This is a genomic window from Sulfitobacter sediminis, assembly GCF_040811725.1.
GTDB classification, from domain to species: Bacteria; Pseudomonadota; Alphaproteobacteria; order Rhodobacterales; family Rhodobacteraceae; genus Sulfitobacter; species Sulfitobacter sediminis.
Window position 1 is genome coordinate 158,337 of record NZ_JBFNXX010000009.1, and the last position, 23,361, is coordinate 181,697.

Here is a 23,361-nt window from a genome sequence, read left to right on the forward strand (position 1 = left end):
ACGCACCGTCCATCGTGATCGTCAGAGACCGTTGAAAAACCGCTGCATCCGGTCCATCGCCTCTTCCAGCACGTCCAGTTGCGCGCAACCGAAACACACCCTCAGGTGCCCTTCCCCCGCATCGCCGTAGAAGCTGCCCGCCTCGACAACCACGCCGGTCTCTTCCAGCAACCGGTCCGCGCAGTCCTGCGCCGAAAGTCCCGTGCCAGTGATATCCGGGAAGGCATATATTGTCCCTTCGACCGGGGCGCAGGTCACGCCCGGCATCTGGTTCAGCCGTCCGACCACCAGATCGCGCCGCGCCTTGTCGCGCGCGATCATCCCGGCCAGCACCGAGGGGTCTCCTTTCAGCGCCGCGAGCGCGCCATGCTGGATGAAAGTATTCACATGGGTCACCTCGCTGGTGGTGATCTTCATGCAGGGCCCGATCAGCGCCGCATCCGCCGCGATCCAGCCCAACCGCCATCCGTCCATCGCAAAGGCCTTGGTAAAGGCACCCATGGTGATTGTCCGTTCCTTCATCCCCGGCAGCGCGGCGATGGAGATATGTTCAGCGCCATCGAAGGTGATCTCTTCGTAGACTTCGTCCGAGAACACGAGCAGGTCGTGTTCCTGCGCCAGATCGGCCAGCACCTGCAATTCGGCGCGGGAATAGACGCGGCCCGTGGGATTGCAGGGGTTGATGAGCGCGATGGCACGGGTGGCGGGCGTGATATGCGGCGCGATCAGGTCGCGATTGATGGAAAAGTTGTTGGTGGCGTCGAGCGGGGCGATGGTGACCCTTGCGCCAGCCAGCTCTGCCTTGCCGATGTGCTGGGGATAGTAGGGGGCAAGCAACAGGCATTCGTCACCCGCATCGAGGAAAGCCATGAAGGCGGCAAAGCTTGCCTGCGTGAGGCCGTTGGTGACAATCACCTCATCCGGGGAAATGTCGATCTTGTTCTGCAGGCGCAGTTTTTCCGCGAGGGCCGCGCGCAGTTCCCGCAGGCCCTGCAGGTCCGAATAATGCACATGCCCTGCCTGAAGTGCCGCGATTGTCGCGTCCTTGATGTGCTGCGGCGTGTCCTCGGCCGGCATGCCAAGTTCCAGATGGATGAGGTCGCCTTTCATGCCGACCGCCTTGGCGAACATGCCAAAGTTCTTGGGGCTCGTACCGGTGATGCGGCGGGCGGGACGGATCGGCATGGGGTTTCCTTGGTGGTCAAAATATGTGCAGATACATATAAATGCGTAACGCGGCACGCGGGAAATGGCCACAGAAAAAGGAAAAGACATGACAAAGGTTGCAGTGGTCACCGGGGCGGCGGGCGGCATGGGGCGCGCCATCGTGAAACGGCTTCTGGCCGATGGTCTCGCCGTTGTCGGCTTTGACGTGGACGAAAAAGGGCTGGCCGAGATGGTACAGGACGGCTTTGCCGGAATGGCGGTCGATCTTCTGAACCCCACCGCGATCAGGGAGGCCTTCGCCCAGATCGAGGAGATGCTGGGCGGTGTCGATGCGCTGGTCAACAACGCAGGCACCTGTTTCATGTCCGAATTTCCCGACATCCCGGAGGATGAGTTCGAGCGGCAGATGGCGCTGAATTTCGGAGCGGCGTTCCACTGCTGCCAGGCGGCGATCAAACTGATGCAGGGCAGGGAGGGCGTGCGCAAGATCCTCAATATCTCGTCGAACGGGGCCTATAATTTCGATGTCTTTGATCCGCCGCATTACCGCGCATCCAAGGCGGCATTGGACAACCTCACGAAGGACCTCGCGCGGCGCTACGCGAAAGAGAAGATTTCGGTTAATTCCATCGCGCCGGCAATGACGGAGACACCGCTTTTTGGCGTGCTGACCGAGGACGTGCTGGCCAATGCGATTTCCCAGATGCCGCACGGCCGCGCGATGCAGGCCAGCGAGATCGCCGATTGGGTTGGGTTCCTGATTTCGCCCGCAGGGGATATTTCCAGCGGGAACGTGATCATCCTGAACCAGGGGCGTGATGTGCGCTAAGGATGTGTTAGGCTAATGCGCATAAGATATGCGCGTCGTGGAGGTGCATCATGGGCGTTCAGGGATCGGGAAAGAAGAAGGCGACGAACCTGTCGCTGGATCAGGAATTGCTGAATGATGCGCGGGCCTTGGGGGTGAATGTTTCGGCCGCAGCGGAGCAGGGGGTTTCGGACGCGGTGCGAAAGGCCAAGGCTGCGGTTTGGTTGGAAGAGAATCGGGAGGCTATCGAGGCCAACAATCGTTGGGTTGAGGAGAACGGCCTACCGCTTGCCAATTATCGCATGTTCGATGTCTAGATTTCACCTCTACGCCGGTACCGGGGATGGAGGGTATCTTCTTGATTTGCAGACAGACTTCCTGTCCCAGTACAACTCGCGCATTGTGGCACCCGTGATACCTGAAAAGGTATATGACGGCGCGGCGACGGGGCTCAACCCCGTCATCGAAGTCGAGGGGACTGCATATGTCGTGCTGACGCACCTGCTGTCGGCTGTGCCCGCTCAGGCCCTTAGGACTGTGGTAGGTGATTTCTCCTCACAGGCGGATGAATTCACCCGCGCGCTTGATCTGCTTTTCCAAGGGTACTGACCGGCGCGACCAAGACTGTTGCAACAGTCTTGCCAAATCTCTTGCAAGAGATTTGCCTACCGAAAGCAGTCAGGGACCTTCTTCAATTCCGGCCATTGCTCCGGCGAATGTCCGAAGATCACGAAAGCCTTCCGCTCGCGCGCCAAAGCCATCAGCCGGTCGCCGTGAAAGACTGCCTGATCCACATCCCATGATCCCGCGAATTTTTCGTCGATCTCGGACGCCCGGCTGATCGCATCCGAGGTCAGGAGCACCCAGCCTGTTTCAGGCAGGTGCACCATGAACGCCAGCTGCCCTGGCGCGTGGCCGGGGCAGTGAAGCACCTCGAACCCTTCGCCAACCGCGGTATCTTCCGAGATCGTCACATACTCCCGATTGGGCCACTCCATCGGCTGTTTGCCTGACCAGTAAAGCGGGCGGGGCAGGGCGCGCTCTGCCGCTGCGATAAGGATCGGCACGCCGGGAAAGCCGCCCATGTCACCGACGTGGTCGATATGCGTATGGCTCTGGATCATCAGCGTGACATTGGCCTTCGTCAGCCCCAGCTTTGCAAGTTGCGCGGCGGGCAGGTTTTCAGTCGTCACCGACAGCACCCGGCCGAAACTGCCCAGGTCATCCTCAGCCGTCGCGACCTCGGCATCCTCGGCGTATTTGGCGGGAAAACCGGTGTCGATCACCACCACCTCATCCGCGTCCGTCTCGATAACAAAGCCGCAGATGCCGATGGTGCGTGGGCCTGCGTGAACTTCGAAAAGGCCGTAATCCAGCACCGCGAGACGTTTCGGTTTGCCCCTGAGCATGATCTGTTCTTTCATGACGCCATTCAGGTGAGGGGCCCCATGAAAGTCAAGATACACACGCTGTTTCAGTACCTTCTTGAAACGACCGATGCGGCGCCCGAGGCCATCGTTGGCTTCTCCCTGTCGCAGTCTCCCAAACTGGGGGACTACCTGTCCGACCTCGATCCCGATCTCTCGCTGGACTGGAACAACCGTGACTTCCGCGGTCTGCCGGAACTGCGCGATCACGTGCTGGCGCAGGCGGGGCTGGCGGGGGTCTGCAAGCGCGAGGACGTGCTGATCACTGCAGGGGCGGCCGAGGCGAATTACCTCGCCATCATGCAGACCCTTCAGCCGGGTGACGAGATTGTCGTCGAAACGCCCGGCTGGCCGCAGGCCGAGGTGTTGGCCAAGGCGATTGGTGCGCATGTCGTGAAAATTGTCCGGGAAGAGGCCGAGGGCTGGCACCTGCCGCTGGACCGCGTGCGGGATGCCGTGACGGACCGCACAAGGATGATCTTCATCACCAACCCCAACAATCCCACCGGCGACCTGCTGAGCCGTGCGGAATTGGAAGAACTGGTGCGCATTGCCGACCGCGTGGGTGCCTGGCTGCTGGTCGATGAGGTCTATGCCGGCCTTGAATGGGACGGTCCGCGCGCCCCGTCCGTTGCCGGCATCTACGCGCGGGGGATCACCACCGGATCGGTCAGCAAGGCGCTGGGGCTGCAGGGTTTGCGCACCGGCTGGCTGATCTGCCCCGATCCGGAAATGGTGATGGATGCGGTGATCCTGCGCGAGAATTCATCCGAGATCATGAACATCATGGGGGAGGTGATCGCTGAGGTGGCGCTGCGTCCCGACCGGTACGCTGAGTCAATGAAAAAGGCGCGGACCGAGGGGGCGGCGAACCTTGCGGAGATGAACGCCTGGGTCGATGCGCAAGAAGGGCTAAGCTGGGTTGCACCCCGCGCGGGTCTGATCGGGCTGGGGCGGCTTCCAGATGGGATCGACAGCGACGCTTTTGCCAAAAAGCTGCTCGCCGATCCCTACCGCACTTTCCTGCTGCCGGGCAGCGCTTATGACCAGCCGAACCACATCCGGCTGGGCGTCGGTGGCGGGGCAGGGGTGAACCTGATGAAGGGGCTCGACAGGGTCGCGCGGGCCTTGTGTGACTGGACGACAGCTTGATTGCCGACCGGCTTTCGGCAAGGCTGAAGCTCAGGGACGGGAGGATTTATGGAATTCATCGACGCGCATCATCACCTTTGGGCTCCGAAAACGCCGGAACTCGATGTGGGCTATGTCTGGCTCAAGAACATCGGGGGCATGCGGCCCTTCGGCGATCCGACACCGATCCAGCGGGATTACCTTCTGGACGAACTGCGCGGCGAGCCCGAGGGCGCGCGCATGATTGGGTCGGTGCACTTGCAGTGCGATCCGAGAATCCCCGACCCGGTGGCAGAGACCGCCTTCATTCAGAAGCTGTCGGACGATGCGGGATTTCCAATCGCCATCGTCGGCTATGCCGATTTCGCCTCAGGAAGCTGCGCGCAGCATCTGGAAGGGCATATGGCCTATCCCAATTTCCGCGGGATACGGCAGATCATCTCTTACCTTCCCGACGATCCGGCGCACAGTTTCGTGCAGACCAACCTGCTCGACGATCTGACATGGCGGTCGCAGTTCGGACTACTTGCGGACTACGGCCTCAGCTTCGACCTGATGCTTTACCCCCATCAGATGCGGCACGCGGCGGCGTTTTTCGCGGATCACCCGGACATTCCCGTGGTGCTTGAACACCTCGGCTCGCCGCTTAACCGGTCCGAGGCGGGGATGAAGCTTTGGGCCGAAGGGATGCAGGCGCTGGCGGCACTGCCGCATGTGCATGCCAAGCTGTCGGGCTATGCGATGTATTTCCGCGATAGGCTGGATGATGAGGCGCGTATGGTTACGCAGCGGATACTGGAGTGGTTCGGCCCGGACCGCGTGATGTTCGGCAGCAACTTCCCGGTGGACCGGCTGTATCTGACCTACAACCAGGCTTTTGACCTTGTCCGCGAAGAGCTGGGCGGGGATGTTGAGGTCCAGCGGGCGGTTTTCAGGGAAAATGCCGCACGGTTCTACAGGCTGGATATTCGTTAGACTAAACTCAAAGAAAAAAGGGCCGCGCAACGGGGTGACACGCGGCCCTTTCGGATATCTCGACCGGTTAGCCGATGATGCCGTTCAGCGTCGCCGAAGGCCGCATCACCGCCGCCGTCTTGGCCGGGTCGGTGTGGTAGTAGCCTCCCAGATCGGCCGGAGACCCCTGCGCAGCCGCCAATTCCGCAACAATCTTCGCCTCGTTCTCTGCCAGTGCCTGGGCGATGGGCTTGAAATGCGCTGCCATCTCAGCGTCGTCGCTCTGCGCGGCCAGCGCTTCGGCCCAGTAGCGGGCGAACCAGTAGTGGCTGTCGCGGTTATCGGGCTCACCCACCTTGCGCGAAGGCGAACGGTCGTTGTCGAGGATGCCTTGCGTCGCCGCATCCACCGCCTCGCCCAGCACGCGGGCCTCTTCGTTGCCCTTTGCATCAGCGAGGAACTTCATGCTTTCCCCCAAAGCGCAGAACTCACCCAGCGAATCCCAGCGCAGGTGGTTCTCCGCCTGCAACTGCTGCACGTGCTTCGGCGCCGAACCGCCTGCACCCGTCTCGAAGAGGCCACCGCCCTGCATCAGCTTCACGATCGACAGCATCTTGGCCGAGGTGGCCAGTTCCAGGATCGGGAAAAGGTCCGTCAGGTAGTCGCGCAGCACGTTGCCGGTGATCGCGATGGTATTCTCGCCCTTTGTGATCGTCTCGAGCGAGGCGCGCGTCGCTTCGCGCGGGGCCATGATCTCGAACTTGTCGGCCACGCCTTTCGCTTCGAGGATCGGCTTCACGTACTTGATCAGCTCCGCATCATGGGCGCGGTTCGCGTCCAGCCAGAAGATCGCGCGGCAGCCTTCGGCGCGCTGGCGGTCAATGGCAAGCTTCACCCAGTCCTCGATGGGGGCCTTGCGGGCAGATGCGGAGCGCCAGATGTCGCCCGCCTGCACTTCGTGGCTATGCAGCACGGTGCCGTCGTCGAGAATCAACTTGACGGTACCCGCCTCTGCAATCTCGAAGGTCGTCGGGTGCGAGCCGTATTCCTCGGCCTTCTGCGCCATCAGGCCGATGTTCTGCACCGTGCCTGCGGTGGCCGGGTTCAGCTTGCCGTTCTCTTTGAAGAACTTGATCGTCTCGTCATAGACCGGCGCATAGGAATTGTCGGGGATGACGCAGTTGGCATCCGCCTCCTTGCCATCCGGCCCCCAGCCCTTGCCGCCCGCGCGAATGAGGGCAGGCATGGAGGCGTCGATGATCACGTCAGAAGGCACATGCAGGTTGGTGATCCCGCGATCCGAGTCGACCATGTACATCGGCGGACGCTCGGCCATGCAGGCCTCGATATCGGCCATGATCGCCGCCTCGTCCTTCACCCGCGCCAGCAGGTCGCCCAGGCCGGAGTTGGGGTTCACGCCCAGCTCTTTCATCTTGTCCCCGTGTTTCTCAAACACCGGGGCAAGGAATGCCTTGACCGCGTGGCCAAAGATGATCGGGTCGGAGACCTTCATCATCGTGGCTTTCATGTGGAGCGAAAAGAGCGTGCCTTCGTCCTTGGTCTTGGCGATTTCATCGGCAAGGAAGGCGTCGAGCTTGGCCGCGCTCATGTAGGTGGCATCGACAACGGTGCCTGCGGGGTAGGAAACACCCTCCTTCAGCACGTTCTCGCCATTCGCCGTCTCAAGCACGATCTTCGCGGTTGCGGCCTTGTCCAGCGTCGCGGATACCTCGTTGGAAAAGAAATCACCGCCCGACATCGAGGCCACGCGCGTCTTGCTGTCGGCAGACCAGTCGCCCATGCGGTGCGGGTTGTTTTGCGCAAAGCTTTTCACAGCCTTGGCCGCGCGGCGGTCGGAGTTGCCCTCGCGCAGCACCGGGTTCACGGCAGAACCCTTGATCGTGTCGTACTTGGCGCGGATCGCCTTTTCTTCGTCGGTCGAAGGTGCCTCGGGGTAGTCAGGCAGGGCGTAGCCCTGACCCTGCAATTCCTTGATTGCCGCGACCAGCTGCGGGACCGAGGCCGAGATGTTCGGCAGTTTGATCACGTTCGCATCGGGCGTTTTCACCAGCTCGCCCAGTTCCGCCAGATCGTCGGACTGGCGCTGATCGGCGCTCAGGTGCTCGGGGAAAGTCGCGAGGATGCGGCCTGCAAGGCTGATGTCCTTGGTGCCCACGGACACACCGGCGGCGGCGGCGAATTTCTGGATGATCGGAAGGAAGGAGGCCGAGGCCAGTTCCGGCGCTTCGTCCACTTTGGTGTAGATGATATCTGACATGGAAACCCTCTTTGACATGGCTTGGCCGCTCCATAACGCATGTGCCGGGGCATGTCGATGGTATACCATGGTATACGGTTCAGATTCTTTGCCCCCGTACACGGTCCCCGGATTGGCCCATTCCCGTCACACTTCTGCCCCTTCGGCCTGCCATGTCACCCTTGGCTATTTGTGAGGGTGCTATGAAACTGATCGTCCAGATTCCTGCCTTGAACGAGGAAGAGACGCTCGCCGAGGCGATTGCGGCCATTCCGCGCGCGATCAAGGGCATCACCTCTGTTGAGGTGCTGGTCATCGACGACGGCTCCACCGATCGGACGGTCGAGGTGGCGAAAGAGGCGGGCGCCGATCACGTCCTCAGGATGAGCAGCCATGTCGGCCTTGCACGATCCTTCCTTGCGGGGATTGAGGAATGTCTCGCGCTGGGCGCAGACATCATCGTGAACACCGACGCTGACAACCAGTATTGCGCTGATGACATCCCGGCTTTGATCGAGCCCGTTCTGGAACGCCGTGCGCAAATAGTCGTCGGCGCGCGCCCGATCCGCGAGATCGAGAGTTTCTCACCCATCAAGAAGGCGCTGCAGCGTCTGGGCAGCTGGGTCGTCCGTCAGGCCAGCGGCTCCGACATTCCCGATGCGCCCAGCGGCTTCCGCGCCTATGCCCGCGACGCCGCCGCGCGGCTTTGCGTGGTGAACACCTATACATACACGCTGGAAACCATCATCCAGGCGGGCCGCAAGCGCATCCCGATGACCTCGGTTCCTGTACGGGTGAACAAGGTCACGCGCCCCTCGCGCCTGTTCCGGGGCATGGGTCAGTACATCAAGCGCTCGATCTCCACGATACTTCGGGTCTTCGTGATCTACGCGCCGCTGCGTTTCTTCTTCACGCTGGCGGCGATCTTCGCACTGCCCGCGCTCGCCGCCGTGGGACGGTTCCTTTATTTCTACGCCACCGACGGCGGGGCAGGGCATGTCCAGTCACTGGTGCTGGCGGGCGTGATGCTGGCCATGGCGACGATCCTCTTTGCCGTGGGCATCCTTGCCGATCTGATTGCTGCCAACCGAACGCTACTCGAGGATATTCGGGCGCGCGAGCTCCTGCGCAGACCGGTCCGCGCGCCGCGGTCAGAGCCCAGTCTGAAAACGGTCGCCTACGCTGATGTCTCCTGAGACGCTCACCGCGTCGGGGGGCGCTCTGGCTCAAGGTCATCGTGCGGAGGACATCCAACGCGCCGTCGTGCGCATCGCGATTCTGTCCGCGCTCATGGTCATGGCGGCCATGGCCTGGACGCGCAATGTGAACTGGGACGAATTCTATTTCCTCTCCCACATCCACGCGCATCTTGGTGGATACCTTGACCGACCCCTTCAGACGGCCTTCGTGCACGCCTTTAGCTGGTTGGCACGGGTGCCCGGCCACGAGGTTGACCAGATCGCCTCTGCCCGTCTGGTGATGATGTGTTTCTTCGCCGCCACCTGCCTCAGCATCCACCGCATCTCAGCGGCGCTCGCAGACGAGGCATCGGCGGATATCGCCGTTCTGGCCTTCCTCACCTCCGGCTTTGCCATCGCCCACGGCGGCAGTTTCCGTGCCGATCCCATGGCGGCGTCACTGCTGATGGGAGCGGTCGCGCTGATCATGACGACGCGCATGGGGCTGTGGTCCGTGCTTGGTGTTGGGGTTCTCAGCGCGCTGGCACTTCTGGTCACGGTGAAATCGGCGCTCTATCTGCCGGTCTTCCTTGCGGCGATCCTCTGGCGCTGGGACGATCGTTCCGTTGTGCTGCGCATTGTCGGAGCAGGGGCGCTGGCCCTTCTGATCGCAGGTGCGCTCTTTCATATCCATGCGGCAAGTCTCACCATTCAGAAGACCGCCTCCGGCGATCTGGGCGAGGCGGCGCGCATCACGCTTGGCGGCAGCGGTCTTTTGCCGCGGATCGACGAATTGGCGCTGTGGGCAATGCTCTCCGCAGGTCCCTTCCTGCTGGCTCTTGCGGGCCTCAGGTTCGCCCCAAACCGCAAGATGCAAGCGGTGCTGATCCTCTTCTCCGGGCCGCTCCTGTCTGTCATCCTCTACCGCAACGCCTTCCCCTATTTCTTTCCCTTCGCCGTTCCGCCGCTGATGATCGCTGTGGCTCTCGGTGCCCGTGCCCTTCAAGGCAAGATGATCTGGAAACTCGCCCTTGTCCTGATGCTCGCCAGCGGAGGGATGCAGGCCTTGCGCGCGCTCAACGAGGACAACGCCGCCCAGCGCGCCACCATCGCTGAGGTGCACCGGCTGTTTCCCGCACCCACGGCGTACATCGACCAGAACGGGATGATGTCTTCTTTTCCGCGACACGGTTTTTTCATGTCGACCTGGGGCATCGCCACCTATCGTGCCGCGGGTCGCCCGGTGATGGCCGACCTTATCGCCCGTGAAAAACCGCCACTTCTGCTGGCCAACCGGGCCGAACTGCGCGCCGCGCTGCGGCCAGAGAAGGCGGATCCCACGCTGATCGGCCTTCTGCCCGAGGATGCCGAGGTGCTGCGCAGCACTTACGTGCATCACGCTGGCGCGATCTGGCTTGCCGGGCAGGAGGCGCAGCTTGGCATGGGGCGGGCGGTGCTCCGGATGCCCTTCGCCGGGCGTTACCGACTCGAGGCAACAGGCCCCGTGGTCGTCAACGGTGTCAGGCTGCGCAGCGGTGACGTTGCCGAGCTGCCGGAGACCCCCCTTCGCATCACCGCCGCACCCGGCACCCATGTGCGACTTATCTGGTACACAGGCGCGGGGCCCGCACGCAGCCCGTTGCCTGAGACGGACCTTTATGCAGGATTCTGGCGGTTATGAGCGGGATCGTTGCAGACCTTCCTCCGGGAGTGTTGCCCGGCACCACCGCCAGCGCGTCGGACAGACCGCTGCGCGTCCTGCTTTGGGGCACCTATGACCTGAGCAAGCCTCGGACGCGCATACTGCGCGACGGGCTGGTCGATGCGGGTGCTGAGGTCACGGAAATCCACGCCGATATCTGGGGCAGCGACGTGGACAAAAGCCAGCTGAGCCGCGCGACGATGGCGTTGAGGCTTCTGAAACTGCTGCTGGTCTATCCCCTGCTGGTCCTGCGCTATATGCGGGCGCCCCAGCACGATGTGGTTCTTGTCCCCTACCTTGGCCAGTTCGACGTGATCGTCCTGAAACCCTTCGCCCTCCTGCGCGGCAGGCCCGTGGTGCTGGACCTTTTCATTTCGCTTTATGACACGGTGGTGCATGACCGGAAGATGGCCAGGCCCGACAGCCTCGTCGCGCGTTTGCTGAAGGTGGTCGAAGGTCTCTCCTGCCGCGCCGCGGATCAGGTGCTGCTCGACACGGGCACGCATGCCGAGCGGATCGCCGCTCTTTTTGGTCTCAAGCGCGAGAAGTTAGACGCCGTCCCCGTAGGGGCCGAGCCGGGCATCTTTGCCCAGGTCCCCGAGCGGGCTTCGCACGACGGTCCTACGCGTATCCTGTTCTACGGCCAGCTTATCCCGCTGCACGGTGTGCAGACGATCCTGAATGCGGCCCTGTCCGAGCGGGGCAGGCAGTTCGACTGGCACATCATCGGCAGCGGTCAGGACCAGCGCCGCGTCGCTGAAGCGCTGGCAAACGACGACGCTTCGCACATCACCTGGGACACCTGGGTGCCCTACGAAGAGCTTGCCGATGCCATCGCGAAAACCGACGTCTGCCTCGGCATCTTTGGCACTTCGGACAAGGCCGCTTCGGTGGTGCCGAACAAGGTCTATCAGAGCCTTTTCGCCAAACGCCCCGTGATCACCCGCGACAGTGCGGCCATGCGTGAGCTTTTTCCGGAAGACACCCGGGCCCTTCGCCTCGTCCCGCCAGCCGATCCCGATGCGCTTCTCGACGCGGTTGAGGCGCTGGCACATGACGGCTTTCCGGCCATCGACCCAGAGCACTTGAAGGCGGCACAGCCTTCCAACATCGCCAAGAGCCTCTGCGCGAAACTCGCGACAGTGGCCGAAAGGAATTGAGGCATGAGCATTGAACAGACCGCAGGAAACCTGCCTTCACCAAAGCCGCAGATCGTGCAGCACCGCCACTTCGGCCCCGCGATGCCGACGCTGAACTGGGTGCCGGCGCCGCGCTACCTGATGCGCCGGGACCTGCTGTTGCAGATATTCGACCGGCTCGCCCCCGGACGGATCATAGAATACGGCTGCGGGGCCGGGTCCTTGCTGGCGGACCTTACAGCGCGCGGCTTTTCGGCGCTGGGTGTCGACCAGTCGCCGTCCGCCCTGCGCCTTGCCCGCAAGCTTGCGGCAGAGAACGAGAACCTGAGCGTCGCTGCCTCGGACGACGACGCCCGTCCCGAAAGCTTTGACTATCTTACGGCCTTCGAGGTCTTTGAGCATATCGAGGACGATCACGCGGCCCTTGCCGCGTGGTCGCGATTCCTGCGCCCCGGCGGTACGCTGATCTTCTCCGTTCCTGCCCACCCGCACCGCTGGAATGCCGCCGACGAATGGGCGGGCCACTTCCGCCGCTACACCCGCGCCGATTTGCACGCGCTGGCCGAAGGAGCGGGCTTTGAAGTCACGGAAATCCAGAGCTACGGCTTTCCCGTCGCCAACGCGATGGAGAAGCTGGGTGCGAAGATCTACGCGCGGCAATCGGCGGGCGAGGACCGCGCCGAGATGGACAAGACCGAAAGGACGGAGGCCAGCGGCAGCGACCGCAAGCTGCTGACGAAACTCTGGCCGATCTACAGCGCGTGGCCTTTCGCCACCCTGTTCCGGGCAATGCTGGCGTTTCAGAGGCTCTTTGCCGGTGGAGACCGCGGCATCGGGTACATCGTCGTGGCCCGCAAGGTCTGAGCGTGGGGCGCGCGATCCGCATAACGGGGACGCTCCTGGCGCTTTCCTTCATCGGCGTACTGATCCTGCGGCAGGCACCGAATCTGCCGCCGCTCGACGTCACATCTCCGGCGCTCTGGGCGGGTCTTTCCGTCGGGTTGTTCCTTTACGTGCTTTCCCAAGTCATCGCGGCAGAGGCATGGCGCGCGATCCTCTTGCTTTCCGAGGTCCGCATCGCGCCTGGTCTGGCGCGCGGCCAGCCGATGGTCTCGCAAATCGGCAAGTACATCCCCGGCAATGTCGCGCATCTTTTCGGGCGCGTTGCGTTGGGCCGGCAGGATGGTGTCCCGGGCAGCATACTTGCCGCCTCGATGGTGCTGGAGGTCGGTGTGACGCTGGGCGTTGGCCTTGGCGTGGCCGGTGCTTTTCTGTTGGTCAGGCCCGAGGTCATTCCGAACCTCGCGGCGGATTACCCCGACCTCGGTACCCGCCTCCTGCCTGTCGCCGTCGCCGCGTTGCTGGCCATCGGCTTGGGCATCGGCGCAATCCTTCTGAGGTCGAGGCTCAGAGCCCTCGACGCTCCGCGCCCCGGGCTTTCGCAACTTGCCAAACCGCTCACGCTGCTCGTCGCAAGCTTCCTTCTCCTCGGTGTCTCTCTTTGGGCAACGACGCTTCCTTTCGCGGCTGATACGGCGCCTGATCTTGTGGCCTGTACGCTCATTTTTGCCTTCGCCTGGGCTGCAGGTTTCGTCATGCCCGGCGCGCCGGGCGGCATCGGGGTGCGCGACAGCATCATCGTCCTTGGTCTCGCGGCAAGCGTCGGCGATGGATCGGCACTTGCCATCGCCCTTCTGCATCGCGGTGTGTCGGTCATCGGTGATCTGGTCACTTTCGCCACCGGTCTGCTGATGCGGCGGGGACATGCGGCAGGGCATCCCAAAAATAAGCCCAAACCCGCCATATTCGCGTCCGATTGATCGGGCATTCCGGGCCCAATCAAAACCTTTGAGGCACTCGATGGTCGATACGAGCATTCCGAACCGGGGAAACACTGAACAGGGCACCATGCGCGATGGCGAGGTGAAATACCTCGGCGTTGGCGTTGTGGCCTTTGTTGCCATCGTGATCCTGTCGTTCTGGCGCAACCAGGCGATCGACTGGGACAGCTTCCTGCCAGTCTACGGCTCGGCCCTCGGGCTTCTGGCCATCGGCATCTACATCCGGGTCTTCAAATCGGCGGAGCGGTTCTCCGCGCTGACCATCGCGCTTGCGGGCTACGCGCTCTTCGGCGTCTCGATGGGCATCTTCTTTCACATTTTCATGCCCCGTCCCGAACCGATGCTGGACGAGACGCTGCTGCGGTTCGACAACTTCTTTGGCTACCACTGGCCGGACGCCGTGATCTGGCTGGCCGAGGAGCAGGCATGGCTGGGTCGTACGCTCAGCTATATCTACAACAGCTCCTTTGCGCAGCTCATCGCCGTGATCGTGGTCCTGGCGGCCACCGGCCGGATCGAGCGGCTGGACCTGCTGCTGATGACGGGGATGCTCGGCCTGATCCTGACATTCGTGGTCTGGCAGGTGTTCCCGAACTTCTCCATGGGCATCCACTATCCGATCCCGCCTGAGGCCGAGCAGGCCATCCGGCTCGTCACTAACACCGCCTATGGCGAAATGCTGCGCGATGCGGCCCTGAACGGCATCCCGATCATCTCGAACGATGGCATGCTGGGGGTCGTGGCCTTTCCATCTTATCATACCGTCATGGCCTGCCTCGTCGTATGGTTCCTGATCGGCACCTTCGCCTTCTGGCCCGCGCTGATGGTGAACCTGGCCATGGTGCCCGCGATCCATATTCACGGCGCGCACCATATCCTGGATTTCATTGGCGGTGTGGCGGTCTTCTTCGCGGCGCTCTGGCTGTCCCGGGTGTTTCTCTGGGGCCGCGCGCGCGTCTGAACCGCAGCCTCAGTCGCGCCGTGCCATGAGCCTGTCGATGGGCGCGTAATCGTCGGTCAGGATCTGGCCCCGTGCGTCCGCCAAGCCCCGCACCATGTCATCGGCCAGCGCGCCGAAACGCGTCTGGTCCGGTGCGGGCACCGTGAAGCTGTCCACTTCTGACCGGTTCTGCCCCCCGACCACGACAAAGACCATCCGCTGACCGGGAACCGGTTGTGCCTGCTGGGTCCAGACCTCGACCACGGGGAACACCCGCCGCATCGTTGCGACGATGGACGAGAGTGCGCGCAGGCGATCCTCGTGGTCGATGACGTTCATCAGGAACGTGCCTTCGGGCGTCAGCCGCGACGCGGCAAGGCGAAAGAACTCTTCCGTGACCAGATGCACGGGCACGACCACGTCGGTAAAGGCATCCCCGATAATGATGTCATAGCGCGCCTCTGGCCGGGTGAGCAGGGCGCGCCTGCCATCCTCGTGCAACACCGTGGCCGTGGCCGGATCGAACCAGAAATCCTCGACCGCCATGGCCGTCACTTCGGGGTCGATCTCGGCCACGGTGATGGCTCCGGCTCCGCCTGCGGCGAAGGCGCGCGGCACGGCATAGTTGCCCCCGCCGATGTGAAAGCTTGTGAAGTCCCCGCGTGGCGCGCGCAGGACCGAAAGGTGATCCAGCATGGCGGTATGTTCGGTGAACTGCACCTGCGGGAGATCGCGGGCGCTTATTCCGTGGGCGAGGTGGTCGATCACCATCAGATGGACCGGCTGCCCCGGATCGACGGAGAGATCATCGAGGCGCAGGCAGAAATAGCGGCTTTCCCGGTCACAGGGATTTGGGGCGGCCAGCGCCAGCCCTGCGAGACCCGTGATCAGGAGCGCCGAGACAAGCGCCAGCCGCAGTCCGGCAGAGCGCCCCAGCCAGAAGAAAATCAGCCCCGCCCCGGCATAGACGCATGTCACGACAACCAGCGTCAGCGCGGAGCCCAGCCATGAGATGAAGAAGAAACCGGCCAGCAGCGTGCCTGCAATCGCACCCACCGCGCCCGCGGCGAACATCGCCCCCAGCGCGGGCCCGGTGCGCGACGCGCGGGTCACGGCGATCTTGGTCAGCACCGGCGCGGGGACACCAGCAAAGAAAGAGGGCAGGAAGAACACCAGCCCGGTGAGTGCCGTGATCGACCAGACCGGATTCGCCAGCGCGGCCAGCACAGGCCCCGCGATCGCGGGCAGCAGCACCACCGCACCGGCGGTTGCCGCCGCGCCCGCCAGAAGCGCGCCACCGGTCCAGCCAAGTGCGGCACTGTCTTCTTTCTCGGCCAGCCTGCCACCCCACCAGTGCCCGGCCGAGAAACCCGCCAGCACGACGGCGATGACCGCCGTCCAGGTGTAAAGCGACATGCCGACATGCGGCGCGAGCATCCGCCCTGCAACGATTTCCACCACCAGCGAAGCCGCGCTGATTACCCCCTGAAGAATGACCAGGAATGAAATGGGAATATTGCGTGTCATCGGCCCCTACCACTGCGAGTGCGCGTAGAGTGGGTGTGTTCTCGAAGGCAGGCAAGGGGTATCCAGCGCCCTTCGGGTCCTGGAGTCACAGGGACAAAGATATCCCGTTTCGTGGGTGACATCAGTGTTGGCTCTCGGGGCCGGCCAAACAGAACGAAGCAGACCTGAGATATCCTGGGATAAAGGGTACGCGCCGGGCACTACTTCGTTGGACCGAAATGCCTTTTTGTCCTAAGCTCAACCTACACGTGCCGGTTTGCGGCCGTAATCCGAAACAAGAGGGCGCCGCCATGTTCAGATCAGTGTTCAAGGCCCTGCTTCTTATCGTCGCCCTCGTGGCAGCTGTCTATTACGGGGTCGCCTGGTATCATTCGACATCGCTGGGGCCCGGACAGGCATCGGATGACTGGGAAGAAAACGACTTCCTCGATCTTGGCAAGCTCGAAGGCCTCGACAGTGTCCTGATGAACCGGCAAGGCATCGACCCCAACAATTACACCGCGTTGATGCATGCCGATCAGGGTTCGCTGGTGTTGCCGCGCGACATATTCCTCGCGCTGAAGACCGTGGACGGCGGGCAGGCGTTCACCGATCCGGCCAACATGCTGCGCTATCGCTATCTGCCGGGCAGGCAGACCGAAGCCAATCCCGATGGGCTGCCCATCGGGTTCTCGCGGTCCCAAAAGCTCTGGCAGGGTGAGGAATTCGTGGGCCTGACCTGCTCGGCCTGCCATTCGGGGATGCTGACCTACAAGGGGACCGGGCTATACATCATCGGCGCGCCCACACAGGCTGATTTCCAGACCATGACGGAGGAGCTGGGCGCAGCACTGGCGGCAACCCTTCAAGACCCCGCGCGCCTGTCCGAAATGGCGGCAGCGCTGAACACGGACCCTGCGAAACTGCGACCGAGGCTCGAACGCGAGGACGCGCTGTTGCAGGCGCGGCTGCAGATCAACGCCTCGCCCCTGCGTTACGGGTATGGCCGGGTCGACGCTGTGGGGCAGATCTACAATCAGGCGACCTCTGTCAATCTTGGCCTTCCGCAAAACGCGACCCCGCCCGTCGCACCGGTGAGCTACCCGCATATTTGGGGCACCGGGCAGGCGGATGTTGCGCAATGGACGGGGTTTGCGCCCAACGACATCATCGGGTCGATCCTGCTGCGCAACGTGGGCGAGGTAATCGGCGTTTTTGGCCGGGTCGATGTCGATCCCGGCAAGGAGGCTTTTCCCAGTTCGGTCAACATCGAGGAGTTGGGCGATCTGGAGGACTGGGTCAACAGGATGGAGCCGCCGGCCTGGCCCGAAGACATCTTCGGGGCCATTGACCGCGACGTGGCCGCCGAGGGAGAAGCGCTCTACAACCGGCATTGCAAGGGTTGCCACAAGCGCGCGGACCCTTACGAGGACTACAAAGCCACGCTGGTCTCACCGGATGAACTGGGTGTCGACCCGCTAGCCGCCCGCGCCACTCTCGCCACGGCGCAAACCCTGGATGGCAGCAAAAAGCCGAAGCTCAAGATGCTGATCGAACAGACGTTCCAGGTCGTTCTCGATCACCCGGGCGAGATGGTCGAGGCGATCATCGAAGGTGCGGTGCTGGACAAATTCGGCAAGCGCGGCGGCTTTACCTACAAGGCGCGCACGCTCAACGGCATCTGGGCCACGCCACCCTATCTGCACAACGGTTCTGTCCCGACGCTCTATGACCTGCTGTCTCCGCCGGAGGAGCGGCCCAAGACATTTACGCTCGGCGGATGGGAGTTCGATCCGGAGCGCGTGGGCCTTGCGCCCCATGACGGGGCCGATGGCTTCATCTTTGACACCTCGCTGCCGGGCAATCGCAACACGGGCCACGACAGCCGGATATTCGGCACCACCTTCACCCCCGATCAGCGCCTTGCCCTGATCGAGTATCTCAAGACATTCTGACGCCGGGGACCCGGCGGGAAGAAATGTCGCGACTTTGCATCCACGCCGGAGTAATCTTGATCACGGTTGAGCAACGCGCAAACGTACTGCGACACGCGCGGGGGGCTTGGCGTGAATGAAAATGCCGGAATAATCCGACGGGAGGTCGCCATACTCTATGGCGATGTCGTGGGCTATTCGCGGCTGATGGACTTCGATGAGACCCGCACCTTTGCCCGGCTGCGCGATTGCATGAACCATCACTGGCGGCCGCTCATTCAGGACCACGGTGGCAAGATCGTCGGCACTGGCGGCGACAGCATGTTTGTCGAATTCGCCCAGGCCGATCAGGCTGCCGATTGCGCCACCCAAATCCAGAGCCGAATGCAGGAGGTCAACGAAGGTCTTGACGACAGCGATCGTTTCGTGCTGCGCATCGGCGTGAATTTCGGCGAGGTCATGGACAGCGGCGATGACCTATTCGGCGCCGTGGTGAACGTGGCTGCGCGGCTGCAGGAGTTGACGGAACCGGGAGGGGTGCTGATTGCCGAAAGCGTTCTGGCCCGCCTTTCGCCCGATAAGGCCGAGCAATTCTCCCCTGCCGGGTCCCGCAGGCTCAAGAATATCGCTGACCCGGTGCCCGTGCATCGCTGGCGGCGCGGCGCGCCCGAACCCCTGCACGGCGGGCGGATGCTGGCCGTCGCGTCCGAGGCTGCTGCCGGGCTTGCCTCTGGTCTGGGGCGTCTGTTCCGTCGGACAGCCCGTAGCACGCCCCGCGCGAAAGAAGCGGCAGAGGCCGCCGGGCATCTGGATGCCGCGCTCGCGTCGCCGGGGGTCATGGTCATGCCGTTTGCGGTGCTGGGCCAAACCCCGGATGATCAGATCCTCGCCAATGGGATGACCGAGGAAATCATCACGATGCTGGGGCAGCAGGCCAACCTGCGCACCCTGTCTCGCGGCGACAGCTTTGCGCACCGGCACGGGACCGATGCAGGGGCGGCAGAGATGCGGGAACGCTACGGTGTCGGCTACCTGCTCGAAGGGTCCACCCGGCAGGCGCAGCAGGAGTTTCTCTGTACGGTTCGCCTGCTTGAGACCGAGACCGAACAGGTGGTCTGGACAGAACGCTACCGCCGCCCGCTGGCCGACGTGTTCGATGTGCAGCTTGAGATCGCGGAGCGCGTGGCGCTGGCCATTCAGTCTACCGTCACGCGGCAGGAAGGTTTTCGCATCCGGTCGCGCCCGCCCGACAACCTTGCCGCCTGGCAACTTGTCGTGCAGGCAAACCACGAACTATTCGAGCGGATGAATTCCGCCTCGCTGCACCGCGCCGAGGAGCTTTTGCGCGCGGCCGTGGCCACCGATCCCGATTACGCCGATGCCTGGGCGTTGCTGGCCCTGACCATCGCGGGCGAAGTTGCGGGAGGGTATGCCAAGGACCCTGAAGCGCGCGACATCGAGGCGATCTCGCTCGCCGATGCAGCACTCGACATGGCACCGAACGATGCCACGGTGTTGGGCAACGTGGCGGCGGCCAAGGCGCATCTGGGGCATGGACAGGAAGGGCTGCGCCTGATCGAGCGTGCGCTGCAACTTGCACCCCACTACACACCCTTTCATCAGACCAAGGCCGTGGCACTAGCGCAGTCCAACCGCCCAAAGGAAGCGATCCCGATCCTGGAGCGTATCGTCGAGGCCAGCCCGCACGACCTGCAGCGGCACATGAACCTGTTCATTCTGGCCGTGGCCTATGCCGCCTCCGGACGGCGCGCGGATGCCATGGCAACGGCGCAGAAAGCCATCGAGCTCGACCCCACATGGCACCAGCCGCATATATTCATCGCGATGATGTCAGGGATGCAGGGAAAACTCGGCGTCGCCGCCGCCAAGTTTGCCGAGGGGCGCCAGCTTGAGCCTGAACTGACGCTGACGGGATACGAATACTTCTTCAAGAAATCCAGCGCACCCATCACCAAACCCATGCTGATGCTGGTTCGCAAACTCTGGCGAGATAGTGACAGGCTGTTGGCAGAGGCGGCCTAAGCCTGTTCAGGCGATCCCGATCCCTTGATGCGGCCCATGAATTTCAGGCTGGGCGAATGGCGCAGGTTGTTCGGTGTCACCAGCTCCGGTGTCAGCCCCGAAACCCCGGCCTTACGCGCTTCCTCGATCTTCTTCTCAAGCTCCGGATCGACCTTCTTCAGGGCCTGCAGGACCGCTTCGTAGGCGTCCTTGAAATCCTCGTCCGGTGGCCCCGAGACCGTGTAGGTGTCCGAGAACTTCAGCGCGTATTTCGGGAAAGCATCGTTTTCCATGAAAAGCCGGGTCAGGAACTCCGAACAGATCATGCCCTTGTGCAATTTCGGGTCCAGCTGATCCAGCAGGAACACAATCGCGTTGATCACGTACCAGACCATCTTGCGCCCTTCACCCGTCTTGGGCGCGTCGTGCATCAGGATCAGAACCCAGAAGAAGTAGAGCTCGTCCACCGCATAGCTCACACCCTTGTCTATGTAGTTCTTGCACACCTGCGTGACCGGCGCCGCGGGCCAGTCGGGACTGCCCATCTCGGTGCTGGGATCGTCCTTGTCGCCGTAGAACCGGTAGACATCGAGGTATTCCAGCAAGGGGTCCGCGAGAAACCCTTTGAGATCCTGATGCACAAGTCCCTTGCGAATAACACCCGCAACCTCGCTGCCGGTGTAATAGGCAGAATGGCTGTAGATCCCGTTGTCCAGCAGCGCGATCAGCTTGGCGCTGAATTCGTCATACATCATCAGCATGACGTCGCCTTCGCGCACGTCATTCTCGGTGAAACTCATGGGGCCCCCCTCCCTCATTTGAAATGATTTGGCCACGCCGGGCAAAATTCCCTCCGAGGTTACGCTTTTTCGGGTTAGATTAATAGCGTTAACGATTTTTCCGGCGCTGCGGATGCCGCCGCGCGGTTTCCGTTTCATTCATTTCCGGAGATAGCCCATGTTACGCCAATTCATTGTCCCAGCCCTTTGCGTTGCCCTCACCAGCCTCGCGCCTGCCGCCCAGGCTGACCCCGCCGCGGCGGGGGCGTCCACCGCAGACTATGCCCCGTTCCCGAAGGGCTATGACATGCCCGCCGGGTTCGATTTCTCCAGAGGGACCGACCCGACCGATGCGGATTGGGTCGCGGGTGAAGCCCGGCTTCTCGGGTTTCTCGAGAAACGGGATTTTCCCGCCCTGCGCGCACATGCCTGGCAGGTATTTGCCGGCATGACCTCCCCGGCACCCGGAGGCTATGCCGTCTGGGAAAGCTGGTTCACCGACGATGTCGTCTATTCCGGGCCGGAGGGCAAACCGCCCGCCACGCTTTCGGACCGGCGTGCCAATATCCACGGCGCGCGCCAGTTCGGCATTGGCCTGGCCGGTGTGCCGGAGCCGAACCCCGGTGAATCGGTGGCCGCCAACGTCCTCTTCAACATGCCCGTACGCAACCACATCTGGGCCAATGCGTTGTTCAAGCCCGACACGCTCGACCAGATCAACGAGACCTTCAATCGGAACAAGACGCCGTTGCTCGACCGTTCGATCCCGCAGTTCCCGCCGAATGCCATCGCCATCAAGACAATCTGGAGCGTCGTGGCCAAGGATGGTTTGACGGTCTTGCCCGTCTGGGACGGAGAGCTGGATCAGCCCGAGGTCAAGGTCAGCCCGCCCTACCCGTCAGCCGTCTGGCCACGCTGCGTGGCGATCTCGCCTGATCCGGGCTTTGCCAAGTCGACGGCGGATGTCACCTGCAACAAACGGCCCCTGACCGCTGCTGTTGTCGGTCTCGACGGCTTCTACCATTTCCAGATCACCGAGGCGGAGCTTGAAGCCGTCACGAACGCGGTGAGCCCTGGTCCGAAGGACGGGACCCCGGCCAAGATCGAGACGGGCGACTACGCCATTCTGCTGGGCATCCATTTCACCACCCGCGAAATTCCGAACTGGGTCTGGGCAACCGCCTGGTGGCATGACCGGCCCGATCAGGCACCCTTCGGCTCGGACCGTCCGGACAACGTGACCGGCGTCTGGCGCAACTACATGCTGAATAGTGGCTACAGCCGCGACGTGCCCGTTGCCGTCGATGGGGGCCCCGCTACGGTCTGGAACCCCTACATTGAAGGAAAATACCCCGATGGCATGCGGTCCAATTGCATGAGCTGCCACGTTCGTGCGGTCTACCCCCGGCTTGACCCGGTCATCGAGGGGTTTGACCTCTGCGGCGCACTTCCGGTGCTGCGCGGTGAGGGCTCGCTGCCGCTCGACTCTCCCGCACTCGCCACCCGCACCCGGCTTGAGTTCCTGTGGTCGATCCTGCTCGACACGAGGCCAAAGAACAAACAGCCCTGTGGCTGATCACTAGGCTATCGCCGCGTCAGCTCAGGGCGGTATGCCGAGAGAATCGACCTCTTTCTGAGAAACCGGTGATCAGCAGCGGGTGACCAGACCAAGGGACCGGCATATGTTCTGCGAAGCCAGACGCGGTAACCGGTTCGATTTGAGTGATCGTGACTTGGGGTTGCCTGTCTTCGTGGCGGATAGTGACGTGAAGGCTCCAGCCCTTCGGCGGTCGTCGGCGACATGTGACGATACTCCGGTGGCAAGTGCTTCGAGCCATTTGGCTTCGCCCACAAGAATAGACCACCAGCAGCGCTCACCTTGTATGGCTTTCAGCGACTCGCCGCTTTCCAGTTATTCAGGTCTGTCGGAGACATGGGGGTATCAACCTCGCGCTGGGGGTATCGACCCCTCTTTGATACGCCCTAAGCGCATGTTTTTCGGAGATATCACGTGTTCTGTAACGTTCAGATGAATACAGACGGCCCAAAATCAGCAATCATTCTGGCGCGTTATCAGCGGAGATGTTCGGGAAAATTGGTGCCCAGGAGAGGACTCGAACCTCCACGTCCGTAAGGACACTGGCACCTGAAGCATGTGTCGAAACATCTCCGATCTTTCAGACACTAATCCAACAAAAACAAGTATTTGCTGGATGCTACACGTCTACCAATCGGAACCTACGTCAATTCCTGCATGCATCATTCACGACGCTGAATCCCCTGTCAATGACCCCAAAAACACCCGATGTGTCCCAAATGTGTGACAAGATGTGTGACAACAGAAGGGCCTTTGTCTCCCCGTTAGGCTGAAAAACTGTTCGGGTTGGGCAAAGACAAGCAACGAAGGGGACGCATGGGCCATACCCCCTTGCCCCGTATGATATATTCAGCCTCTGCCAGTTCACTTGTGGTCTATGTTGTTAACCACTTTTGACTGACTAGAGCGGTTCCATCTTTCGTTGAATCAAAGGGGATTCCCATGAGGTGTGTTTTCTGATTCATCCTGTTCAGGAGGA

At 62.4% G+C, this 23,361-nt stretch carries 19 protein-coding genes; 14 read left to right on the forward strand and 5 right to left on the reverse strand.

Annotated features, from left to right (window positions below; translation table 11 throughout):
• Nucleotides 1–21: 21 nt before the first annotated feature.
• Nucleotides 22–1,185, reverse strand: a complete 1,164-nt coding sequence (locus AB2B41_RS13525; protein WP_367878328.1) for a pyridoxal phosphate-dependent aminotransferase — start codon at nucleotides 1,183–1,185, stop codon at nucleotides 22–24.
• Between the two features lie 88 nt (nucleotides 1,186–1,273).
• Between AB2B41_RS13525 and AB2B41_RS13530 the strand changes: the two genes are divergently transcribed.
• The 3 genes from AB2B41_RS13530 to AB2B41_RS13540 are packed head-to-tail and all read left to right on the forward strand — an operon-like array spanning nucleotide 1,274 to nucleotide 2,584.
• Nucleotides 1,274–1,996 carry an SDR family NAD(P)-dependent oxidoreductase gene (locus tag AB2B41_RS13530; protein ID WP_367878329.1) on the forward strand — a complete coding sequence of 241 codons (723 nt, stop codon included), beginning with the start codon at nucleotides 1,274–1,276 and terminating at the stop codon, nucleotides 1,994–1,996.
• Nucleotides 1,997–2,046: 50 nt separating this feature from the next.
• A complete protein-coding gene (locus tag AB2B41_RS13535) occupies nucleotides 2,047–2,292 on the forward strand; it encodes a type II toxin-antitoxin system CcdA family antitoxin (protein ID WP_367878330.1) in 246 nt (81 codons plus the stop codon).
• Complete coding sequence (locus AB2B41_RS13540; RefSeq protein WP_367878331.1) at nucleotides 2,285–2,584, forward strand: CcdB family protein; 300 nt, start codon at nucleotides 2,285–2,287, stop codon at nucleotides 2,582–2,584. The genes AB2B41_RS13535 and AB2B41_RS13540 overlap by 8 nt, the downstream gene beginning before the upstream one ends.
• Nucleotides 2,585–2,640: 56 nt before the next feature.
• On the opposite strand, the gene AB2B41_RS13545 is transcribed toward AB2B41_RS13540, so the two are convergent.
• Nucleotides 2,641–3,399 (reverse strand): MBL fold metallo-hydrolase, encoded by a 759-nt coding sequence (locus tag AB2B41_RS13545; protein ID WP_367878332.1) that lies wholly within the window; start codon nucleotides 3,397–3,399, stop codon nucleotides 2,641–2,643.
• Between the two features lie 24 nt (nucleotides 3,400–3,423).
• Between AB2B41_RS13545 and AB2B41_RS13550 the strand changes: the two genes are divergently transcribed.
• Together AB2B41_RS13550 and AB2B41_RS13555 are read left to right on the forward strand one after the other, a co-directional pair.
• Nucleotides 3,424–4,554 (forward strand): pyridoxal phosphate-dependent aminotransferase, encoded by a 1,131-nt coding sequence (locus tag AB2B41_RS13550; protein WP_367878333.1) that lies wholly within the window; start codon nucleotides 3,424–3,426, stop codon nucleotides 4,552–4,554.
• 48 nt (nucleotides 4,555–4,602) lie between these two features.
• Nucleotides 4,603–5,508, forward strand: coding sequence for an amidohydrolase family protein (locus AB2B41_RS13555; protein WP_367878334.1), 906 nt, complete (start codon nucleotides 4,603–4,605; stop codon nucleotides 5,506–5,508).
• Nucleotides 5,509–5,575: 67 nt separating this feature from the next.
• Here AB2B41_RS13555 and AB2B41_RS13560 read toward each other — a convergent pair whose 3' ends face one another.
• Nucleotides 5,576–7,765, reverse strand: a complete 2,190-nt coding sequence (locus AB2B41_RS13560; protein WP_367878335.1) for an NADP-dependent isocitrate dehydrogenase — start codon at nucleotides 7,763–7,765, stop codon at nucleotides 5,576–5,578.
• Between the two features lie 182 nt (nucleotides 7,766–7,947).
• Between AB2B41_RS13560 and AB2B41_RS13565 the strand changes: the two genes are divergently transcribed.
• Genes AB2B41_RS13565 through AB2B41_RS13590 form a run of 6 tightly spaced genes read left to right on the forward strand, consistent with a single transcriptional unit; the run spans nucleotide 7,948 to nucleotide 14,565 of the window.
• Complete coding sequence (locus AB2B41_RS13565) at nucleotides 7,948–8,940, forward strand: glycosyltransferase family 2 protein (protein WP_367878336.1); 993 nt, start codon at nucleotides 7,948–7,950, stop codon at nucleotides 8,938–8,940.
• Nucleotides 8,930–10,603 (forward strand): hypothetical protein, encoded by a 1,674-nt coding sequence (locus AB2B41_RS13570; protein ID WP_367878337.1) that lies wholly within the window; start codon nucleotides 8,930–8,932, stop codon nucleotides 10,601–10,603. Before AB2B41_RS13565 ends, AB2B41_RS13570 begins: the two co-directional genes overlap by 11 nt.
• Nucleotides 10,600–11,784, forward strand: coding sequence for a glycosyltransferase (locus AB2B41_RS13575; protein WP_367878338.1), 1,185 nt, complete (start codon nucleotides 10,600–10,602; stop codon nucleotides 11,782–11,784). The genes AB2B41_RS13570 and AB2B41_RS13575 overlap by 4 nt, the downstream gene beginning before the upstream one ends.
• A gap of 3 nt (nucleotides 11,785–11,787) precedes the next feature.
• Nucleotides 11,788–12,627 carry a class I SAM-dependent methyltransferase gene (locus AB2B41_RS13580; RefSeq protein ID WP_367878339.1) on the forward strand — a complete coding sequence of 280 codons (840 nt, stop codon included), beginning with the start codon at nucleotides 11,788–11,790 and terminating at the stop codon, nucleotides 12,625–12,627.
• 2 nt (nucleotides 12,628–12,629) lie between these two features.
• Nucleotides 12,630–13,583, forward strand: a complete 954-nt coding sequence (locus AB2B41_RS13585) for a hypothetical protein (protein ID WP_367878340.1) — start codon at nucleotides 12,630–12,632, stop codon at nucleotides 13,581–13,583.
• A 40-nt stretch (nucleotides 13,584–13,623) separates the two neighbouring features.
• Nucleotides 13,624–14,565 (forward strand): phosphatase PAP2 family protein, encoded by a 942-nt coding sequence (locus tag AB2B41_RS13590; RefSeq protein ID WP_367878341.1) that lies wholly within the window; start codon nucleotides 13,624–13,626, stop codon nucleotides 14,563–14,565.
• 9 nt (nucleotides 14,566–14,574) lie between these two features.
• Here the strand turns inward: AB2B41_RS13590 and AB2B41_RS13595 are convergent, their stop codons facing one another.
• Nucleotides 14,575–16,071, reverse strand: coding sequence for a fused MFS/spermidine synthase (locus AB2B41_RS13595; RefSeq protein ID WP_367878342.1), 1,497 nt, complete (start codon nucleotides 16,069–16,071; stop codon nucleotides 14,575–14,577).
• Nucleotides 16,072–16,361: 290 nt separating this feature from the next.
• Between AB2B41_RS13595 and AB2B41_RS13600 the strand changes: the two genes are divergently transcribed.
• Together AB2B41_RS13600 and AB2B41_RS13605 are read left to right on the forward strand one after the other, a co-directional pair.
• Entirely contained in the window at nucleotides 16,362–18,005 is a 1,644-nt protein-coding gene (locus AB2B41_RS13600; protein ID WP_367878343.1) for a di-heme-cytochrome C peroxidase, read from the forward strand.
• 66 nt (nucleotides 18,006–18,071) lie between these two features.
• Nucleotides 18,072–20,027, forward strand: coding sequence for an adenylate/guanylate cyclase domain-containing protein (locus tag AB2B41_RS13605; RefSeq protein ID WP_367878344.1), 1,956 nt, complete (start codon nucleotides 18,072–18,074; stop codon nucleotides 20,025–20,027).
• Here the strand turns inward: AB2B41_RS13605 and AB2B41_RS13610 are convergent.
• Entirely contained in the window at nucleotides 20,024–20,806 is a 783-nt protein-coding gene (locus AB2B41_RS13610; RefSeq protein WP_367878345.1) for a hypothetical protein, read from the reverse strand. The genes AB2B41_RS13605 and AB2B41_RS13610 overlap by 4 nt on opposite strands.
• Before the next feature lie 157 nt (nucleotides 20,807–20,963).
• On the opposite strand from AB2B41_RS13610, the gene AB2B41_RS13615 reads away from it, so the two are divergent.
• Nucleotides 20,964–22,361, forward strand: coding sequence for a hypothetical protein (locus tag AB2B41_RS13615; protein WP_367878346.1), 1,398 nt, complete (start codon nucleotides 20,964–20,966; stop codon nucleotides 22,359–22,361).
• Nucleotides 22,362–23,361: the final 1,000 nt, after the last annotated feature.

What these genes read in the sequence shown, in the direction of transcription:
- AB2B41_RS13545 (WP_367878332.1), bottom strand. Translation starts at nt 3,399, where the DNA reads ATGAAAGAACAGATCATGCTCAGGGGCAAACCGAAACGTCTCGCGGTG.
- AB2B41_RS13565 (WP_367878336.1), top strand. Translation starts at nt 7,948, where the DNA reads ATGAAACTGATCGTCCAGATTCCTGCCTTGAACGAGGAAGAGACGCTC.
- AB2B41_RS13580 (WP_367878339.1), top strand. Translation starts at nt 11,788, where the DNA reads ATGAGCATTGAACAGACCGCAGGAAACCTGCCTTCACCAAAGCCGCAG.
- AB2B41_RS13595 (WP_367878342.1), bottom strand. Translation starts at nt 16,071, where the DNA reads ATGACACGCAATATTCCCATTTCATTCCTGGTCATTCTTCAGGGGGTA.
- AB2B41_RS13555 (WP_367878334.1), top strand. Translation starts at nt 4,603, where the DNA reads ATGGAATTCATCGACGCGCATCATCACCTTTGGGCTCCGAAAACGCCG.
- AB2B41_RS13560 (WP_367878335.1), bottom strand. Translation starts at nt 7,765, where the DNA reads ATGTCAGATATCATCTACACCAAAGTGGACGAAGCGCCGGAACTGGCC.
- AB2B41_RS13530 (WP_367878329.1), top strand. Translation starts at nt 1,274, where the DNA reads ATGACAAAGGTTGCAGTGGTCACCGGGGCGGCGGGCGGCATGGGGCGC.
- AB2B41_RS13590 (WP_367878341.1), top strand. Translation starts at nt 13,624, where the DNA reads ATGGTCGATACGAGCATTCCGAACCGGGGAAACACTGAACAGGGCACC.
- AB2B41_RS13610 (WP_367878345.1), bottom strand. Translation starts at nt 20,806, where the DNA reads ATGAGTTTCACCGAGAATGACGTGCGCGAAGGCGACGTCATGCTGATG.
- AB2B41_RS13550 (WP_367878333.1), top strand. Translation starts at nt 3,424, where the DNA reads ATGAAAGTCAAGATACACACGCTGTTTCAGTACCTTCTTGAAACGACC.
- AB2B41_RS13540 (WP_367878331.1), top strand. Translation starts at nt 2,285, where the DNA reads ATGTCTAGATTTCACCTCTACGCCGGTACCGGGGATGGAGGGTATCTT.
- AB2B41_RS13535 (WP_367878330.1), top strand. Translation starts at nt 2,047, where the DNA reads ATGGGCGTTCAGGGATCGGGAAAGAAGAAGGCGACGAACCTGTCGCTG.
- AB2B41_RS13575 (WP_367878338.1), top strand. Translation starts at nt 10,600, where the DNA reads ATGAGCGGGATCGTTGCAGACCTTCCTCCGGGAGTGTTGCCCGGCACC.
- AB2B41_RS13570 (WP_367878337.1), top strand. Translation starts at nt 8,930, where the DNA reads ATGTCTCCTGAGACGCTCACCGCGTCGGGGGGCGCTCTGGCTCAAGGT.
- AB2B41_RS13600 (WP_367878343.1), top strand. Translation starts at nt 16,362, where the DNA reads ATGTTCAGATCAGTGTTCAAGGCCCTGCTTCTTATCGTCGCCCTCGTG.
- AB2B41_RS13615 (WP_367878346.1), top strand. Translation starts at nt 20,964, where the DNA reads ATGTTACGCCAATTCATTGTCCCAGCCCTTTGCGTTGCCCTCACCAGC.
- AB2B41_RS13525 (WP_367878328.1), bottom strand. Translation starts at nt 1,185, where the DNA reads ATGCCGATCCGTCCCGCCCGCCGCATCACCGGTACGAGCCCCAAGAAC.